At 62.7% G+C, this 14,793-nt stretch carries 19 protein-coding genes; 8 read left to right on the top strand and 11 right to left on the bottom strand.

The features are described from left to right. Positions 1-136: 136 nt before the first annotated feature. Both ACN2XU_RS18500 and ACN2XU_RS18495 read right to left on the bottom strand, forming a co-directional pair. Positions 137-946, bottom strand: a complete 810-nt coding sequence (locus ACN2XU_RS18500) for an HpcH/HpaI aldolase family protein (RefSeq protein WP_419411948.1) — start codon at positions 944-946, stop codon at positions 137-139. Positions 947-950: 4 nt separating this feature from the next. After that, the gene (locus tag ACN2XU_RS18495) at positions 951-1,118 is read right to left on the bottom strand and encodes a hypothetical protein (protein ID WP_419411947.1); all 168 of its coding nucleotides are present in this window, start codon (positions 1,116-1,118) and stop codon (positions 951-953) included. Between the two features lie 424 nt (positions 1,119-1,542). On the opposite strand from ACN2XU_RS18495, the gene ACN2XU_RS18490 reads away from it, so the two are divergent. The 6 genes from ACN2XU_RS18490 to ACN2XU_RS18465 are packed head-to-tail and all read left to right on the top strand — an operon-like array spanning position 1,543 to position 5,771. Next, positions 1,543-2,034 (top strand): hypothetical protein, encoded by a 492-nt coding sequence (locus ACN2XU_RS18490; protein ID WP_419411946.1) that lies wholly within the window; start codon positions 1,543-1,545, stop codon positions 2,032-2,034. Continuing rightward, positions 2,031-2,444 carry a phage holin family protein gene (locus tag ACN2XU_RS18485; RefSeq protein ID WP_419411945.1) on the top strand — a complete coding sequence of 138 codons (414 nt, stop codon included), beginning with the start codon at positions 2,031-2,033 and terminating at the stop codon, positions 2,442-2,444. Before ACN2XU_RS18490 ends, ACN2XU_RS18485 begins: the two co-directional genes overlap by 4 nt. Continuing rightward, entirely contained in the window at positions 2,437-3,114 is a 678-nt protein-coding gene (locus tag ACN2XU_RS18480; protein ID WP_419411944.1) for a hypothetical protein, read from the top strand. Before ACN2XU_RS18485 ends, ACN2XU_RS18480 begins: the two co-directional genes overlap by 8 nt. After that, on the top strand, positions 3,107-4,123 hold the full coding sequence (locus ACN2XU_RS18475; protein WP_419411943.1) for an AI-2E family transporter: 1,017 nt from the start codon (positions 3,107-3,109) through the stop codon (positions 4,121-4,123). Before ACN2XU_RS18480 ends, ACN2XU_RS18475 begins: the two co-directional genes overlap by 8 nt. Further along, positions 4,120-5,070: an amidoligase family protein gene (locus ACN2XU_RS18470; protein WP_419411942.1), complete on the top strand. Its 951-nt coding sequence runs from the start codon at positions 4,120-4,122 to the stop codon at positions 5,068-5,070. The genes ACN2XU_RS18475 and ACN2XU_RS18470 overlap by 4 nt, the downstream gene beginning before the upstream one ends. Continuing rightward, positions 5,067-5,771 carry a gamma-glutamyl-gamma-aminobutyrate hydrolase family protein gene (locus ACN2XU_RS18465; protein ID WP_419411941.1) on the top strand — a complete coding sequence of 235 codons (705 nt, stop codon included), beginning with the start codon at positions 5,067-5,069 and terminating at the stop codon, positions 5,769-5,771. The genes ACN2XU_RS18470 and ACN2XU_RS18465 overlap by 4 nt, the downstream gene beginning before the upstream one ends. Before the next feature lie 80 nt (positions 5,772-5,851). Here ACN2XU_RS18465 and ACN2XU_RS18460 read toward each other — a convergent pair whose 3' ends face one another. Genes ACN2XU_RS18460 through ACN2XU_RS18450 form a run of 3 tightly spaced genes read right to left on the bottom strand, consistent with a single transcriptional unit; the run spans position 5,852 to position 8,336 of the window. Further along, complete coding sequence (locus ACN2XU_RS18460; RefSeq protein WP_419411940.1) at positions 5,852-7,570, bottom strand: sensor histidine kinase; 1,719 nt, start codon at positions 7,568-7,570, stop codon at positions 5,852-5,854. 57 nt (positions 7,571-7,627) lie between these two features. Beyond that, positions 7,628-8,176 carry an RNA polymerase sigma factor gene (locus tag ACN2XU_RS18455; protein ID WP_419411939.1) on the bottom strand — a complete coding sequence of 183 codons (549 nt, stop codon included), beginning with the start codon at positions 8,174-8,176 and terminating at the stop codon, positions 7,628-7,630. After that, complete coding sequence (locus tag ACN2XU_RS18450; RefSeq protein WP_419411938.1) at positions 8,169-8,336, bottom strand: NepR family anti-sigma factor; 168 nt, start codon at positions 8,334-8,336, stop codon at positions 8,169-8,171. The genes ACN2XU_RS18455 and ACN2XU_RS18450 overlap by 8 nt, the downstream gene beginning before the upstream one ends. A gap of 100 nt (positions 8,337-8,436) precedes the next feature. On the opposite strand from ACN2XU_RS18450, the gene ACN2XU_RS18445 reads away from it, so the two are divergent. Further along, positions 8,437-9,246, top strand: a complete 810-nt coding sequence (locus tag ACN2XU_RS18445) for a response regulator (RefSeq protein WP_419411937.1) — start codon at positions 8,437-8,439, stop codon at positions 9,244-9,246. A gap of 92 nt (positions 9,247-9,338) precedes the next feature. Here the strand turns inward: ACN2XU_RS18445 and ACN2XU_RS18440 are convergent, their stop codons facing one another. Together ACN2XU_RS18440 and ACN2XU_RS18435 are read right to left on the bottom strand one after the other, a co-directional pair. After that, positions 9,339-9,836, bottom strand: a complete 498-nt coding sequence (locus ACN2XU_RS18440; protein ID WP_419411936.1) for a Dps family protein — start codon at positions 9,834-9,836, stop codon at positions 9,339-9,341. Positions 9,837-10,011: 175 nt separating this feature from the next. Beyond that, positions 10,012-10,182 (bottom strand): DUF1328 domain-containing protein, encoded by a 171-nt coding sequence (locus ACN2XU_RS18435; protein ID WP_419411935.1) that lies wholly within the window; start codon positions 10,180-10,182, stop codon positions 10,012-10,014. Between the two features lie 171 nt (positions 10,183-10,353). Here ACN2XU_RS18435 and ACN2XU_RS18430 point away from each other — a divergent pair, with 171 nt between their 5' ends. After that, positions 10,354-10,680: a hypothetical protein gene (locus tag ACN2XU_RS18430; protein ID WP_419411934.1), complete on the top strand. Its 327-nt coding sequence runs from the start codon at positions 10,354-10,356 to the stop codon at positions 10,678-10,680. 78 nt (positions 10,681-10,758) lie between these two features. On the opposite strand, the gene ACN2XU_RS18425 is transcribed toward ACN2XU_RS18430, so the two are convergent. The 4 genes from ACN2XU_RS18425 to ACN2XU_RS18410 all read right to left on the bottom strand — a co-directional run bounded on the left by ACN2XU_RS18425 (position 10,759) and on the right by ACN2XU_RS18410 (position 14,734). Continuing rightward, positions 10,759-11,733, bottom strand: coding sequence for a sensor histidine kinase (locus ACN2XU_RS18425; protein ID WP_419411933.1), 975 nt, complete (start codon positions 11,731-11,733; stop codon positions 10,759-10,761). After that, the gene (locus ACN2XU_RS18420; RefSeq protein ID WP_419411932.1) at positions 11,730-12,401 is read right to left on the bottom strand and encodes a response regulator transcription factor; all 672 of its coding nucleotides are present in this window, start codon (positions 12,399-12,401) and stop codon (positions 11,730-11,732) included. The genes ACN2XU_RS18425 and ACN2XU_RS18420 overlap by 4 nt, the downstream gene beginning before the upstream one ends. Positions 12,402-12,425: 24 nt before the next feature. Next, positions 12,426-13,943: a DUF4153 domain-containing protein gene (locus ACN2XU_RS18415; protein ID WP_419411931.1), complete on the bottom strand. Its 1,518-nt coding sequence runs from the start codon at positions 13,941-13,943 to the stop codon at positions 12,426-12,428. A 95-nt stretch (positions 13,944-14,038) separates the two neighbouring features. Then, the gene (locus tag ACN2XU_RS18410; RefSeq protein WP_419411930.1) at positions 14,039-14,734 is read right to left on the bottom strand and encodes a DUF1028 domain-containing protein; all 696 of its coding nucleotides are present in this window, start codon (positions 14,732-14,734) and stop codon (positions 14,039-14,041) included. Positions 14,735-14,793: the final 59 nt, after the last annotated feature.

Raw genomic sequence — 14,793 nt, 5'->3', positions numbered from 1 at the left:
TCCACAGGGCTCTGAACCCGCAAACCGGCACGTCGGAAAGACAGGCGATCAACGCCCGTCAGACCATCGGCGGAGAGAAGCGACCTGCAACCGCCTGTCTTTCACTTGCTCAGCGCCGACGGACCAGGCGGGTGCATCACTCCTCGCCGTCCAATTCGCCCCCGGCACCCGCCTTGCAGGCCGCGTGGAAGGCCTTGACCTGCGCTGCCGCGCCGGAAGCCAGAATGCGCGCATCGCCGGACACCGTGGTCATGTGGTACCCCCAGCTGACCGCACGCGCCGCGTAGTCGGGTGTGCCGCAATGCAGCGCGGCCTTCTTGCCATGCGCCTTGCAGGTGTCCGCGATACGCTGGAGCGCGGCGATCATTTCGGGCTCTTCGCGGTCGAAACCGGGGGCCAGCCTGCCATCGGAGAGGGAGAAACTCAGGTCGGCTGGGCCAACATAGATCCCGTCGAGCCCCGGCGTTGCCGCGATGGCGTCAAGGTTGGACATGGCTTCCTTGGTCTCGACCATGGCCCAGGCGATCACCTCGTCATTCGCCTGCTGCGCGATCCCGCTGCCCTGTGCATAGACCGCGCGTGTCGGGCCGAAACTGCGGTTCCCGACCGGCGGATAGCGCATGTAACTGATGAATTCCGCAGCCTGCTCCGGCGTGTTGATCATCGGACAGATGACCTGATAGACGCCGGCGTCCAGCATCTTCATGATCGCCGCAGGATCAAGCCACGGCACACGCGCGCCAAGTGTCACGCCACTGGCGCGCATGGCCTGCAACATCGGCAAGATATCGCTATAATCGAGCGCTCCATGCTGACCGTCGATGCTGATGGCGTCATACCCTTGTTCAGCCATGATTTCGGCCACGAAGGGGCTGCCGATGGACAGCCATCCGTGCAGCACGGGGCGACCTTCGGCCCAGATTGCCTTGAGCGGGTTCTTTTTCACGGGTTCAGACCTCCAAGAGCTGACATGTGCGCCCTGCGGCGATGAGTGCGAAACAGGCCGGGGCGCGTGCCTGGCCCCTGCCGTCGCGGCAGACCTCTGGCGCAAAGCGTACAGCCCGCGTTTTTGCGCTGGCCATGTGCAGACCAAAGCCGGGCAACGCGATTCTGGTCATTCCTGTCTCCCGAAGCGGTCGTGCAATGATCATTGCCAATCCGCTGCATTGTCAATCAGCGCGTCCCAGCCGATGGCAGCATGGTCCTTTCAGGATCGGCCGCTCCTCGACCGGCGCGCTGGAGTGGCAAACCCAAAGCGTTCTCGACCCGGTGATCGGGGATCCTGTCGCCAAAGCAGAACCCTCGCCCACGAGGCGGGACTTTACCTCGGCCTGTCCAGCTTGCGCGGGCAAGGAAGGCTGTGTCTCTCAAAGATGCCCGGGGTGTCAAAACCCGGCGGGCGGCCGCCCCCCGTCCCCACCCGGCATGAGCGAGAGTATGAAGGAACTTTTCCCCATTTCTGGCGTTCTTGTCAGGACTGTCGCGCAAATGCGTCTGCATGCGCCAAGATGACGGACCGAAACGCACAAGGGGAAGAACACGATGTCAGCCGCCGATCGCACCGCCGAACACCTCAAGGACGCCGCCGAAAGCACGGCCGCCGAAATGAAGCAGGCCGCCGAAAGCACGGCCGCCGACCTCCGCCAAGCCACGGAGGCCAAACTTGACGAAGGCGTCCGCAGCATACGCGATGATGTGACGGGACGGGGCGATGACATGGCAGACGCCGCCCGCAGCGCAGGACAGCAATTCCCCGCTGGCTCGATTGAAGAGCGCGCAATGCAGGAGGTGGCAAGCCGCATCGACGGAGCATTGGCCCACATCCGCGACAAGGGCTTTGACGAGTTGAGCGCCGATGTCGCCACCTTTGCCCGTCGCAACCCGCTGTTGTTTCTTGGCGGCGCCGCCCTTGCCGGGTTCGCCGCCGCACGGGTGCTGAAGGCCGAAACGCCGGAGCCTGCGCCCGCTGCCACCGACGATCCTTGGAGCGGCCACCTTGCGGCGCCTGCGGTTCGCACCGGAGAGCCGCAATGAATCAACCCCCCGAAACCCCGCGGGACACCATACGGGATCTGCCCGAGTTGCTGGCCGACCTGGCGTCGGAGCTGCGCAAGCTGTTCATGACGGAACTCGCCTTGGCCAAGGCAGAAATGTCCGAAAGCGCAAGAAGCGCGGCGCAGGGCATCGGGATGATCGTGGCCGCAGCACTCGTCACACTGATCGCGGTTCAGACGCTGGTCGTCGCCGCAGTGATCGGCCTCGCGCAGGCCGGGCTCGGCTGGCTGGCCGCGACGCTTATCGTCGGCGGTGTTCTTGTACTCGCAGCTCTTATTTTTGCGATGCTGGCCCGGAAACGGCTGTCCGGCAATGCCCTGAAACCAAAACGCACCGCAGAGCAAATCCGCAAGGATTTGTCCCTGACCGAGGAGATGACCCATGGCTAACCCTGAGATCGACCATCTTGAACGCGAAGCGAATGACCATCGTGCGAAGGTCAGTGACCTCGCGCACCGCCTGAAGGACACGGCCACCCCTGACGGCGCCGGACAGGAAGCATTGCGGACCGGGGCAGATTTCGCGCAGGACGCCGTGTCCTCCCTTGGCGACATGGCCAAGAAGAACCCCGCCGCCCTGGCCCTGATCGGCGCGGGCGCTGCCCTGCTGATTGCCCAAAATACGCGTCAGTCGCAGCCGAAGACTGAAACGCCGCCCGCCCCGGTCAAATCCGGGCCGAGCGCCCGCACGTTGGAGCAGTCGCTGGATCGCGGCCTTGAGAGGCTGCCGGAGGGCGCGCGCCGCCGGGTGATGGCTGCCCGCGCGCAGGCGCTCGAAGCGCAGCGCAAGCTGGAGCACCACGCCGCACGCATCGGCGAGACTGCCACGCGGACCCATCAGGAGCACCCCTTCACCACTGCGGCGCTTGCCATCGGGCTGGGCGCTATCGCTGGTGCCCTGTTGCCGTCTACCCGGCAGGAAGGCGCATTGCTCGGAGCGCGCCGCGATGCGGCCCTGCGCCGGGCAGAGGCGCTGTTGCACGAGGAAATCGACGCGCTTCAGGCGCGCGCCACCAAGGCAATGACCGATGGTGTGGAGGCGACGCGCCCAGATGTTTGACGCCAGTATGCGACCTTCGGGCCTGCGCCTCGCGCAGACCTGGAGCCTCGTGATCATCGCAGGGTTGCTCTTGGTAACCAGTTTGCGGCTCGCAGAGAGCTTTGTCGCACCGATCGCATTGGGGCTGGTGCTGTCACTGGTTCTCGCGCCGTCGGTGTCGATCCTGCAGCGCATGGGCGTACCCCGCGCCGTCAGCGCCACGGCCGCTCTCTTGATGGCCGGTTTTCTGGCGATCCTGCTGATTGCCTTGCTCGGACCGATCCTGATCGACGCCATGCAGCAAATGCCTCGCGTGGAGCAGGAAATCCAGATGTGGCTGCGCAACCTGACGTATTCCGTACGCGGGCTCGAAGGTGTGCGCGACGAAATCGAACGCAGCATTTCCGAAGGCGGCGAAAACGCCGTACCGACCATCATAGACATGATGTGGATGGCCCCCGATTTCCTCGGGCAAACCCTGATTTTCGCCGGGACCGTGTTCTTTTTCCTGATGACGCGCGACGATATCTATGCGCGTTTTGAACGCTTCAATCCCTCGCTGAAAAAGGCCGACCGCGCGGTATCGCATTACTTTGTTACGATCACGATGATCAACGCCGGCCTCGGTATCGCCACCGGCCTCGTGATGATGGCCCTCGGCGTAAGCTATCCGATGATCTGGGGCTTTGTCGCATTCATGCTGAATTTCCTGCTGTACCTTGGACCCATTGCGCTGATTGGCGCGCTGACCGTCGCCGGGATCACCCAGTTCAACGGCTTTTATTCCTTCCTCCCGCCGCTCTCGTTTCTGGCGTTGAACCTGACCGAAGCGCAGTTCGTCACGCCATTTCTCGTGGGACAGCGGCTGCAGATCAACCCGCTTGGCATCTTTCTCGGCATACTCTTCGGGCTGTGGCTCTGGGGGCCGATCGGCGGGATCGTTGCCATTCCCTTCATGATCTGGCTGACGACGTTCTGGATAGCCTCGCCGCGCTTCACCGCTCCGCAAGAACAGGCGCAACCCGTATGACGATCACTTTCGAGCCACTCCCCACGCCCGCCGGCGGATCTGCGCGGAAAACCGGCATAGAAATCGAGTTTTCCGGCCTGACCGAGGCACGCTGCGCCGAAATCGTGCAGCGTGAACTCGGCGGTGAAATCGAAACCGAAGGCACGCACACCTACCGTGTGAAGGGCAGCGCGCTTGGCGATGTCCGGGTCGAGCTCGACATCTTCTTGCGCAACAAGAAAGGCGGCAGGTGGCTGGAAAACGGGTTGGATCTGGCCCGCAACGTCGTGCCCGTGGAGATCATCACCGAGCCGTTGACCCCCGAGCAGATCGGCGCGCTGGATGCGCTGCGGGCGGTGCTGCGCGATGAGGGGGCCGCAGGCTCGACGCAGGGCGTCTTTCTGGGGTTTGGCGTACACCTGAACCCGGCGCTTTCCGGCGATGCGGCGCATGACTGCGCGACGATCCTCGCTTATGGACTGCTGGAAGACTACCTGCGCGAACGCTACCCAATCGACACAACACGCCGTCTCTTGCCTTTTGTGGATCCCTGGCCACGGGCGCTGGTGGATCGGCTGGCGGAGGTGCGCAGCACTGACATGTCCGAAATCATGGAGATTTATGCCGGTGAAACAACAAGCCGGAACCACGGTCTGGATCTGCTGCCGGTTTTCAAGGATGCGGCCCCGGATAATTTCGACAAGTCATTCAAGCATACCGACGGGCATGTTTCAGGTCGCCCGGCCTTTCATGTGCGCCTTCCGGACTGCCGCATCGACGAAGAGAGCTGGTCCCTGAAGGAAGCCTGGAACATGTGGCAGACCGTGGAACGGGTGGCGCAGAACCGCGCATTGATGGACGGTCTCTGCGAAGACCGCCTTGCGCTCAAAGAGCGTTTCCTGGCAACGCGCGGAAGCTGGTCTCAAACCGTCCGTACGCGTCTTGGCAACGCAGGAGAGACCGTATGACCCGGCCATTAATTGGGGTCACCACGTCGAGACGGTCGGGCTGGCGCGTATACCCGCTGGTCAACCTGAACCTTTGGCTCACGGGTGGGCGCGGCATTCGTTGGGGCGCCGGACGACCGGCCGATCTGACGACGGTCGATGGCATCATTATTGGCGGCGGGGACGATATCGCACCGGAGCTCTATGGCGGCAAGCTTGGCATTTCTGCCCGGCTCGATCGCGCCCGCGACGCCTTCGAACAAGACCTTGCAGAACAAGCCATCGCGCGCGGTATTCCGGTGCTTGGCATTTGCCGGGGTGCACAGATGCTCAATGTCGCGCTTGGCGGCTCATTGGATCAGACCGCCTGGCAAACCTATGGACAGCAGGAGGTGATCCGTACCGTCCTGCCCCGCCGCGCCATCGACATCGCACCGGGGAGCGTTCTTGAACGCATCGCCGGGCCGCAAGAAATGACCGTCAACGCGCTGCACACGCAGGCCATTGACCGGCTTGGAGAAGGGTTGCGCATCGTTGCGCGCGACAAGGAGGGCATGCCGCAAGCGGTTGAATACCCCCGTGATCCTTTTGCGCTCGGTGTGCAATGGCACCCCGAACACCTCTTCTATGCCCATCGGCAGCGGGCGATCTTTCGGGCTTTGGTCGAAGCCGCGCGGGCGCGCGCGGAGCAGCGTGCCGCGCTCCCGCTGGCTGCCGGCTGACGACGGCATCGCTCTCATCGCAGTCAAACGCAAAAGGCAGCGCCCACGGCGCTGCCTTTTTTCTTGTCATCCCGATCACATCACGCTGACGGGTCAAAACCACCGGCCAGAAAGCTGACCGAGTAGCGATAGAACTGCTCGCCGGACTCGGTCTCTTCCTGACCGTCGAGCTGCGTGACAAAGGCCCGCATCAGCGTACCGCCAAGCCCACCGCTTTCGGTTTCGTCCGCCTCCGGCGGCCGGATTGGCTCGCCGATGGTGTTCTCGATAGAAAACGTAACCGCGTTGGTGTCTTCTTCGACAGTCAGGTCGATTTTGATCACCGCGCTGCCATCGGGCAATTTGCCAACGTATTTGAGCGCATTGGTCAGTGCTTCAGCCAACAGCATGGACAGTGGCACCGCCTGATCCGGGAAGAGCTGCACATTCTGCAGGCTGGTTTCCACGCGCACGCTACCGTCGCCGGACAGGCCGGAGAGGTCCTTGACCATCGCCTGGATCATTTCGGCGCCATCTACCGTGCTGGTGTCCGGTTTGGTGTAGAGAGTGCGGTGAAGCGTCGCCAACCCGCGCACACGCCGCTGCAGCCCGGCCAGCATGCGCCGGGCCTCGGGCGTGCGGGCGGTGCGTGCTTGCATGTTCATGATCGACGCGATCAGCTGAAGATTGTTTTTGACCCTGTGGTGCACCTCACGCAAGAGCACTTCCTTGTCGCGCAGATCCTGCTCCTGCTGGGCCTCGGCCTGGGCCAGAAACAGAACCATGCGGTTGAAGGCCCGCGCCGTATCCGCGAGTTCCTCGGGCGGATTGTCCAGATCGACGCGCCCCCCGTGCAATTCGCCCAAGGCGTATTTGCGCATGGCAGACCGCAGTTCGGAGATGTGCCGGATCACCAATCTCTGGACGCTGATGTAGGCGACGGTCACCCCCGCGCCCCACATCAAGGCCGGGAACAGGATCGACAGGATCACACTGAACCGCGAGGCATTCTCATCGGCGCTGCTTTCGGGCCATGACCCCACGATCACAACGCTGCCCTGGATCATTTCGCTAACGGCAAAAACTCGGTCTTCGCCATTGCCCGCCACAGCATCGAATGTCTCGCCGATGCGGTCGCTCAGGGTGGACCACATCTGCGTGCTGGCCGGCATGAACTCCGCCGCGCTCTCGGCGCCACCACTGGCGGAAATCACTTGTCCCTTGGTGTTGATCGTCGCGAGCTTCAGGCCCACGTCCTCCGTGCTGTCGGACATCAGCGCATTGGCGAGGCGATGCGGAATAGAAATGCTGACATATCCGACCTGCTCACCATCCAGCCAGACCGGATGGCTTGCAATGATCACCTGCAAGCCGGTGACCGCGCCGGAGGCGCTGATCTCCACTGTCGGTTTTGGTTCGGACATGATCTGACGGAACATCGCGTTGTCAGAAAAATCCCGGACCACGCGCGCCGAGCTGCACTCCATCTGGCCCGAAGAGCGAACGAAGCCGGCAAACACGAATTGCGGATGGCTGTCGATGAATTGCGCCATGACATTGGTGCAGATGTCGGAGGGTGTGGCGAGAACCGCCGCCCCGAGCCCCTGCGCCGCACCGAGCGCCTCTCTGATCAATTCGCGTTCCGCCATGGCGGCCTCGACCGTGCGCCCCTTGAGCGAGGCGCGGTTGAGCGACCGCGCCTCGTTGAGCACAGCCTGCGTCTGGTACAAGGATATCACCCCGAGCGGCAAGAGCGCGAGGGACAACATGAACACCAGACGCGCCGGCAAGCTGCGAAGCTTAGCAATACGTCGCCTCACGCGCCGCTGCCTCCTTTGACTGTTACGCCTTTACAGATTTTTATCGGGCAAGGCCCGTCAGGCAGCACTCGGATTCTCCGCCACGATACCGGACGTCACGAGATCCGTCGCTTCGAGCGCGTCGTCTTCATGAAGTCCCATGAGTTCGGTCAGACGCGCACGCGCACGATTTACACGGCTCTTGATCGTGCCAACCTTCACGCCGCATGTCTCTGCTGCTTCCTCGTAGGAAAAACCACCCGCGCCCACCAGAACCAGCGCTTCCTTCTGCTCTTCGTTGAGCTGCGCGAAGGCGGTATTGAAGTCGCGCATCTGAAGCCGCCCGTCATGGTCGGGCTTCTGCGCCAGGTTTGCGGACATCGCGCCATCGCCGTCTTCAACCTCGCGACGCGCTTTGCGGAAGTGCGAGTAATACGTGTTGCGCAGGATCGTAAAGAGCCAGGCGCGCATGTTTGTGCCGGCCTCGAAGCTCTCGATCTTGGTCCACGCCTTGACCAGAGAATCCTGAACCATATCGTCGGCCAGGGCAGAGTTGCGCGTCAGGCTCATGGCAAAAGCGCGCATGGCCGGAATGTGCTCGACCAGTTCCTCACGCGGGTCACGCATCACTTTGCGACCCCTTGTTGTCCGTACCTGCATTCTGCAGCTGTGCAAGGAGTTGCGTGAAACGGTCCGGCACGTCCTCTTTGAGCACGTCGTTGTAGGCGCGTTTGAGGTTCGCGTCTATCTCGCGTTGCAGTCTCGAATTGTCATTGTCTCGCGTCATGTGATCAACTTGTCCGTATAAAATTTCCACGGTTGGCTGGGAACAAAACACGCAAGACGGCGTTTGGTTCCCAGATTATCGAAAAAAAGGACCGAAGAAAATGACTGAAGCCAACGGAGGGGATCTGGCGACAAAAGTCGGAAGAAACCTGCCATTCTTGAGACGGTACGCGCGCGCTTTGACAGGATCGCAACAGCGCGGTGATCAGTATGCAATGGCGACGCTTGAAGCCATCCTGAGCGACCCTTCGAGTTTCGATTCATCGCTTGCCCCCAAATGTGCGCTGTTCAAGGTGTTTCACTCGATCTGGGTAACGACCGGCGCGCCGCTGAGCGAGGATGAAACCGGATTGGCCAGCAGGGCGCAGGATCACTTGTCCCGCCTGACGTCCGGCACCCGCGAGGCCCTGTTGCTGCACACCATCGAAGAGCTCACCTTTGACGAGGTGGCCCAGATCATGGACGTGCCGACCTCCGAAGTCGAACAACTGGTGAGCATCGCCTACACCGAAATGGCCGAAAGCGTCTCTGGCCGCGTCATGATCATCGAAGACGAAGCAATCATCGCCGTCGATCTCGAAGCCATCACCGCCGAAATGGGCCACAAGGTCACGGGCGTTGCCCGCACAGAGTCCGCCGCAGTCGACCTTGCCGCGCGGGAAACTCCGGACCTGATCCTGTCGGACATCCAGCTTGCCGACAATTCCAGCGGTATTGACGCGGTGAACCGCATTCTCAAGGACGTGCCGAACACGCCGGTGATTTTCATCACCGCCTTCCCCGAACGCCTGCTGACGGGCGAAGGCCCGGAACCGGCCTTCCTGATCTCGAAGCCTTACACCGAAGATCAGGTGCGCTCCGCGATCAGCCAGGCGATGTTCTTTTCCTCGACCGAGACACTCAAAGTCTGATCCGGTCTGATTCGACGTCCTGAAAACGATCCCCCGACCAATCGGCCGGGGGATTTTTCGTGTGCTTGTCACGCGCCTGAGCTTGTTCAGCGTCAGGACTTCGCGGTTGCCCGCAGCATCCAGGCAGCCTGCTCATGGAATGCACTGCGTGCCGTGGCGAGATCCTCGGTCACCGGGTCATGACGCCCATCCAGCAGCCTGATCAGCGCATGCAAGCGGTGCGCGACGCGCTCGTGATCCTTTGCGAGATTTTCGACCATGTCGGCGGCCGTCAGGGCGCCCTCGGCATCCACGATCTGCGAGCGGGCCATGATGTCACTCATCTGCATCGGCGCCAGATGGCCCAGGGCCCGGATACGCTCGGCCAGATCATCCGCCGCTTCGAAGATGTTTTCATACTGCTCCTCTGTCAGCTTGTGCAGCGTGTAGAACAGCGGCCCTTCGACATTCCAGTGATAGGCGTGAGTTTTGAACATCAACCGGTACGTGTCCGCAAGAATGTTCGACAGGGCATCGGCGATCGCGCCGGTATCGCGCACGCCGGTCGCGATCTGATCGTCGGTCGGGGTAACGTTCAATGCGTCTTTCATTTCTACTCTCCAATGATTGCTCTTGGTTTGACTGATCAACTCCCGCCAGAGCGCCCTGTTCCGAAAACCATGAGATTGTTCGCCTCCTGCGGCCCGGGACCGATGACCCGCGCACAAAAAAAACGGAGCCATAAGGCCCCGTTTTTTCAGTGCAATCCGTGTGTGATGTCGCTCCTCAGGGTGTGCGCCCCTTGAGCGCGCGCACCACCATGGCGACGACGAAGAGGATGAGGAACAGAACAAAGAGGATCTGCGCCACACCGGCAGATGCGGATGCGATACCACCAAAACCAAAGACACCGGCGATGATGGCAACGATGAAGAAGAGAATGGCCCAATTCAGCATTGGTTTATCCTTTCGGTTGAGTTGCCGTTTTTTTCTTTCTGGTGTGTCAACCCCGCAAAAGCCGAAAAGGTTCCCATGCCGGTCGGCGTCAATGCGCGAAAGAAAGAACGGAACAAACCCGGGTCTTGACCGTTGTCGATGTGACACGAACCACGTGAAAGGAGATTTCCGATGACCACCGTTCATCCCATGGAAGCCGATACCCAAATCACCCGCGAGAGCGAGAACGACGGCGTTGCCGACCGTGCCCGCAAGAGCATTCAGGACGCTCGCCATCGCGCAAGCGAAACCGCGCACGACCTGCGGGAACGCGCTGACCAGACCGCCCATGATCTGCGGGATCGCGCCGAATTCGAGTACGAGCTTGGTAAAGAGCGCCTTGGCAACGTCAGCAGCGAAGCCGAACGCATGGTTCGCCGGAACCCCGTCCTCGCCATCGCCGGCGCCGTCGGTGTTGGCGTGCTCGTCGGGCTCGCGATGGGCAACCGTCGCCGCTGAATCGCCCGGTTGATCGGGCCAATAGCGCCGCAGCCTCGCAAAGAAAAAACAAGGCAGCGCCCGCGCGCTGCCTTTTATTTATGGCGCAAATTGAATATCGAACACCGCGCCGCCCGCATCGGGCACATAATCAATCTGCGCGCCATGTGCCTGCAGCAAAGTGCGCACAATGGTCAGCCCCATGCCCGTGCCGTCACTCTCTCGGCGCGTCGTGAAATAAGGATCGAAGATACGCGCGCGATTGCCATCGGAAATACCCGGTCCGTCATCGGCCACCCGCAGGACACGGGCGCCCCCGGCGTCCCGAACAGACAGATCGACGGTGCCTGCCCCATGCGCGGCGGCGTTGCCGATCAATTGTTCCAGAACGATCCGCAGCCCCGTCGCAGCCAGAGGCAGAGGCTTGTAAGCATCCTCGACCCCGACATGCACCGCAGGCAATAGTGCTTTCCGATCCGCCAGCGCCTCGGCGAGCGTGGAGCTCCCGACATGGCGGACATCCCGCGCGCGTGCGGCGCTGCGCAGCGCGCCAAGCTGCGCTTCGATCTGCCGCCCTGCACCGCCGACCTGCTCAACCAAAGCGCGATCCTGATCGCTTAACCCGACCCCGTCTTCAAGCAATTCAACTGCAGCGCGGATCGCTGCCACCGGCGTCTTGATCTCATGGGTGACGTGATCGGAGTAGCTGCGCAGGCTGCTTTCGCGATCCTTGAGAACCTTGGCCATCTCCATCACGCTGCGCGCCGTTGCGTGCAGTTCTTTCGTGCCAAAATGCGATGGCGGCGCGCTGTCGCCCCGGGGGTCGGCTTGAACCTGTGCCGCGTAATCCTGCAGCGCGTGGATGGGCCGCAGCAGCAACCGAACCAGAAGCCAGCCAAGCACCGCCGTCGCCCCGGCGATACACAGGCCCAGCAGCACCGCCGCGCGGCGATAGCCGATCTCCGGCCCGAGGTAGCGAAACAGCACCAGCCCGGCCAAAGAAATGACAAGCGTCCCGGCCAGCCCGCCGCCCAGCACGAACCCAAGCGATGGTCGCCAGCGTCGCTTGCTCATGCTTCGCCCAGCCGCATGCCGACGCCATGCACCGTTTCCAGTGCCTCGGGCGCGCCCGCATCCGCCAGTTTCCGGCGAAGATTGCGCAGGTGGCTGTCGAGCGTGCGATCCGACACCGGGCTGTTCGCGCCCCAATGCGCCGCGATCAATTGTCTGCGCGATCGCACCTGACCGGGATGTCGAACGAGATGATCGAGCAGGGCAAACTCTGTGGACGTCAGGGCAATTTCCGCCGCCCCGACCCAGGCGCGATGCGCCCCGCGATCAAGCCGCACAGTCCCATGGCGCGCCTCGCTCCGCTGACCGGCCCCCTGGGTGCGTTTGAGGATCGCCCGAACCCGCGCGACAAGCTCGCGCGGGCTGAACGGTTTGGTCACGTAATCATCCGCGCCCAGCTCCAGCCCGACAATCCGGTCCACTTCGTCATCACGCGCCGTCAGAAACAGGATCGGCACATCGGATGTGGTCCGGATCCGGCGGCAGACCTCGAACCCGTCCATCTCCGGCAGGCCGATATCGAGCACAATCAAATCCGGTGCCTCCCGCCCCGCATGGGTCAGCGCGCTTTGCCCGTCGCGGGCGGTGATAACGCTGTAATCGGCCCGCTCCAACGCCATGCGCACCAGCTCCCGCAGCCTTGGATCGTCGTCGACCAGAAGGATTTTCATGACCGTCTCCATTCTTCCCGGCGTTTATCGCGCAACCCGCCAAGCGCGAAAAGTCCAATCGCGCCAGCCATCGATGTGCGGCACGCGTTCCGCCGGGCAGTGGCGATACGAAATCTCATGGTCGATCTCTGCATTCTCCGCGCGCGCCAGTGCAACGGCGTCATGGGCCATCGGGCCAAGGCCGCAGACATAGCTTATGTCCAGATGCTCCACCGACGCGACCTCCCGCGAGAGCTGCTGCCGCGCGACGATCTCGGCGAAATTGACGAGACTTGCGCCATAGAGCGTGGCAAGGCCAAGCATGACAAGCCGCCCGCGCAACCAGCCATTGTCGCGCCCCCGCACGATTTGCCAGCCGATCAGCCCCAACCCCGCCGCCACCAGCGCCATCCAGATCATCGCATGCAGCCGCAGATAGGTCAGCCCGTAGGCCTCGACATACAACTCGAGGCGCAGTGCAGACGACGCACAAAGCGCCACATTCTGTGCGAGCCACAGCATCAGCAACGGCATCAGCGCCCTGTGTTCGCGGGCAAAGGGCCGCGCCATGAGGGCGAACACCCCCGCCAGCATCGCGGTCAACACCAAAGGATAGGCGCCGCGATGGGCGTATTCGGCATAGCTCATCCCCTCGGGAAGGCTGCCCCGGCCGACGAGGATACTCAGGTCCATCAGCGTCTGAACGCCAAGCAGCGCGTTGAACACCCAAAGCGCCCGAAGAACCGACCCGGAGTTGACGCCAAGGTTCAGGCGAACAGCCTTCGGCCCGGGAATGGCAAGCGACTTCGGTTGCGCCGTCAGGAGTGGCCAGACGAAGAGCGCAATTCCGGTCCAGAACACCATGCGAACCGTCATCTCGCTCGACAGGTCCCAAGCGATAATCTGGTTCAGACGCAGCTCAAGAACCGGATTCGCCTCGATCATCAAGCTCAGCAGGATCAACCCGCCGCCAACTGGCAACGCCCAGTTCCGGATCACCATCCGGACGGCGCTGCGGTCCGGGCGTGCGATCAGCCCCGCGTCGACCCGGCCGAGCCTGGCCATCGCCCGGATCGCGGCGATAAAGATGGCAAAAGGCGCAGCCATGAGTTTCAGGAACAGCCGCAGTGCCTGACCGATCAGAGTGTGCATCGCTGTCCCCAATGGCCAGCGCAGCAGTGCCAGCGCGCTGATCAGACCGCCCAAAAGGAACGCGACCGAGAGCAGCTGCACATGCTCGATCACCGGCACTGCGCCAAGCACCGAGATCAGGACCGGCAGTTTCCAATCCCGCCTGGCCTGCCCCAAGGCCAGAAATCCGCTCAGCACCGCCCAGGCATAGAGCGCCAGCGATACCCCGGCATTCTGTCTATAGAACAGCACATCCGCCACCACGATCAGCGCCAGAAGCACAAGGATCAGGCGGCGCGGCAAGCGGTCGATCCAATGCCGTGAGGCAGGCGGCTCAACACTGCCGCCCGTCTCCGCCGTGGTTTCGCTCATCAACCACCAACCGTCATGCGCCAAGGCACGCGGCACGCCGCGCAGGGTCAGAATATCCATGGGTGTCCCTCTTGTTATTTGTTTCTCTGCGAAAGGTGTCGCAGCAGAACCGGTCAGAGGGGGTGCACGGGATGTGCAGAAAATCCGCAGGCGGATCAGTCTGTCTTGTTTTTCCTCAGGAATTCCGAAGAGAGTACCCGCGTGGGATCGGCTTCGCAGGGCACCTCTGCAGCCCACTCCGCATAGAAGCCGGAACTCGCCCGCGCGTGCAGCGCCGCAAGGGCGCCGATGGGATCGCTGTCGTGATAATCCACGCGCAGGGTCATTGGCGCGTGCTCCGGGTGCAGGATCAGGAGAGCCGCCGACATCAGCCCCCGGCTGTCACTTCCGGCGCGCTCCCCGGCGCGCAGCGCGGCAATCAACCGCTCGGCCATGCCGCCCGGCGCCGTCTCATACCCCGCCGCCGCCGCCTCCAGAACCGCTTCGGAGGTCAGAAGATTGCCCGCCGCGATGCCACCCGGCAAAAGGCAATGCCCCATCGCGGGCGTGTTGTCCGCTCCGGTAAAGATCGCCGCCGTGCCAGTGCCATCAAGCGCCGTAAGCTGCCGCTGCGCCCGGCCCGGGTCCGCCTCCGTTACGGCCCGTACCGCACTGGGCGCACCCGCGCCTCCGGCCATGCGGTCCAGAACATCTTCGCCCCAGAACGTCGAAGGCGCCGCTCCCTGACTCGCCGACAGTCCAACCCCGACCCGCCCGCGCAACACCCAGCCCCCCACGCAAAGGCTGCCCGTGGTGGCAGCCCCTCCCAGCGTACCGGTTGCAGGGTCGCGGACGAGAATTGAGTAAGTCATGAACAGGCTTTCCTTATGGACGGCCAAATTTATCATGAAAAATTGACCGATGCAATTTA

The organism is Pacificoceanicola niger (genome assembly GCF_048553275.1).
Classification (GTDB): Bacteria; Pseudomonadota; Alphaproteobacteria; order Rhodobacterales; family Rhodobacteraceae; genus Pacificoceanicola.
The sequence above is the reverse complement of the archived record's forward strand: the minus strand, read 5'-3'. Positions and strand labels throughout refer to the sequence as shown.

Excerpts from the sequence above, each read along its gene's own strand:
- ACN2XU_RS18420 (WP_419411932.1), bottom strand. The coding sequence starts at position 12,401 with ATGAAAATCCTTCTGGTCGACGACGATCCAAGGCTGCGGGAGCTGGTG.
- ACN2XU_RS18495 (WP_419411947.1), bottom strand. The coding sequence starts at position 1,118 with ATGACCAGAATCGCGTTGCCCGGCTTTGGTCTGCACATGGCCAGCGCA.
- ACN2XU_RS18475 (WP_419411943.1), top strand. The coding sequence starts at position 3,107 with ATGTTTGACGCCAGTATGCGACCTTCGGGCCTGCGCCTCGCGCAGACC.
- ACN2XU_RS18480 (WP_419411944.1), top strand. The coding sequence starts at position 2,437 with ATGGCTAACCCTGAGATCGACCATCTTGAACGCGAAGCGAATGACCAT.
- ACN2XU_RS18440 (WP_419411936.1), bottom strand. The coding sequence starts at position 9,836 with ATGAAAGACGCATTGAACGTTACCCCGACCGACGATCAGATCGCGACC.
- ACN2XU_RS18450 (WP_419411938.1), bottom strand. The coding sequence starts at position 8,336 with ATGACGCGAGACAATGACAATTCGAGACTGCAACGCGAGATAGACGCG.
- ACN2XU_RS18465 (WP_419411941.1), top strand. The coding sequence starts at position 5,067 with ATGACCCGGCCATTAATTGGGGTCACCACGTCGAGACGGTCGGGCTGG.
- ACN2XU_RS18415 (WP_419411931.1), bottom strand. The coding sequence starts at position 13,943 with ATGGATATTCTGACCCTGCGCGGCGTGCCGCGTGCCTTGGCGCATGAC.
- ACN2XU_RS18410 (WP_419411930.1), bottom strand. The coding sequence starts at position 14,734 with ATGACTTACTCAATTCTCGTCCGCGACCCTGCAACCGGTACGCTGGGA.
- ACN2XU_RS18425 (WP_419411933.1), bottom strand. The coding sequence starts at position 11,733 with ATGAGCAAGCGACGCTGGCGACCATCGCTTGGGTTCGTGCTGGGCGGC.
- ACN2XU_RS18430 (WP_419411934.1), top strand. The coding sequence starts at position 10,354 with ATGACCACCGTTCATCCCATGGAAGCCGATACCCAAATCACCCGCGAG.
- ACN2XU_RS18455 (WP_419411939.1), bottom strand. The coding sequence starts at position 8,176 with ATGCGTGACCCGCGTGAGGAACTGGTCGAGCACATTCCGGCCATGCGC.
- ACN2XU_RS18490 (WP_419411946.1), top strand. The coding sequence starts at position 1,543 with ATGTCAGCCGCCGATCGCACCGCCGAACACCTCAAGGACGCCGCCGAA.
- ACN2XU_RS18445 (WP_419411937.1), top strand. The coding sequence starts at position 8,437 with ATGACTGAAGCCAACGGAGGGGATCTGGCGACAAAAGTCGGAAGAAAC.
- ACN2XU_RS18435 (WP_419411935.1), bottom strand. The coding sequence starts at position 10,182 with ATGCTGAATTGGGCCATTCTCTTCTTCATCGTTGCCATCATCGCCGGT.
- ACN2XU_RS18485 (WP_419411945.1), top strand. The coding sequence starts at position 2,031 with ATGAATCAACCCCCCGAAACCCCGCGGGACACCATACGGGATCTGCCC.
- ACN2XU_RS18470 (WP_419411942.1), top strand. The coding sequence starts at position 4,120 with ATGACGATCACTTTCGAGCCACTCCCCACGCCCGCCGGCGGATCTGCG.